Source organism: Oleiphilus sp. HI0086, assembly GCF_001635225.1.
The window spans coordinates 1-506 of record NZ_LWFZ01000443.1; the positions used below are offsets into that span (position 1 = coordinate 1).

Sequence of the window (506 nt, forward strand, 5' to 3'; positions counted from 1 at the left end):
GCCGAATTATTATTTACTTGGCCAGACGGAGTAGTAACAATATGAGGCAGTTTAATCGGGCCACCTTTGTTATATGCCACATCATGCTGATCTTGCGCATCATGGGTAAAACCGATCAATACAGTGTCAGGAAGCGCAACGTCATTATCTGCATTACTAAAGTACTTTACATACAACTCTTGGAGAGACTGGGCAGGCATAACATTAGCCAGCGGTAGAAACACCTCTAGATCTTCAAACCGCATACGAGGAAAAGAACTCAACCCGTTCGATGGCAAAATGGGCAGTAATTCAGAATCTACTTCACCACGTGCGGCTAACGCTTCTGCCATATAAGGCACACTCAGTTGCCCTCTTGTTGTGGAGCTTATTTCGTTCACAGAGTAAAGGACGCTTTCATGAGTATTCACATGCGCGAACCTTACATTGTCCAACTGTGCAATAGGCGATATAGGTAAGCTCCAATTACGGTCCAGCGATCTAATTGGCACCCAAACTGCCTCAAA

1 protein-coding gene is annotated in these 506 nt (G+C 44.9%); it reads right to left on the reverse strand.

Translation table 11 applies throughout. The annotated features are described in order from the left end of the window. The coding region (locus A3756_RS05485) for a hypothetical protein (RefSeq protein WP_156490296.1) at positions 1-332 on the reverse strand (332 nt) is incomplete at its 3' end. Positions 333-506: the final 174 nt, after the last annotated feature.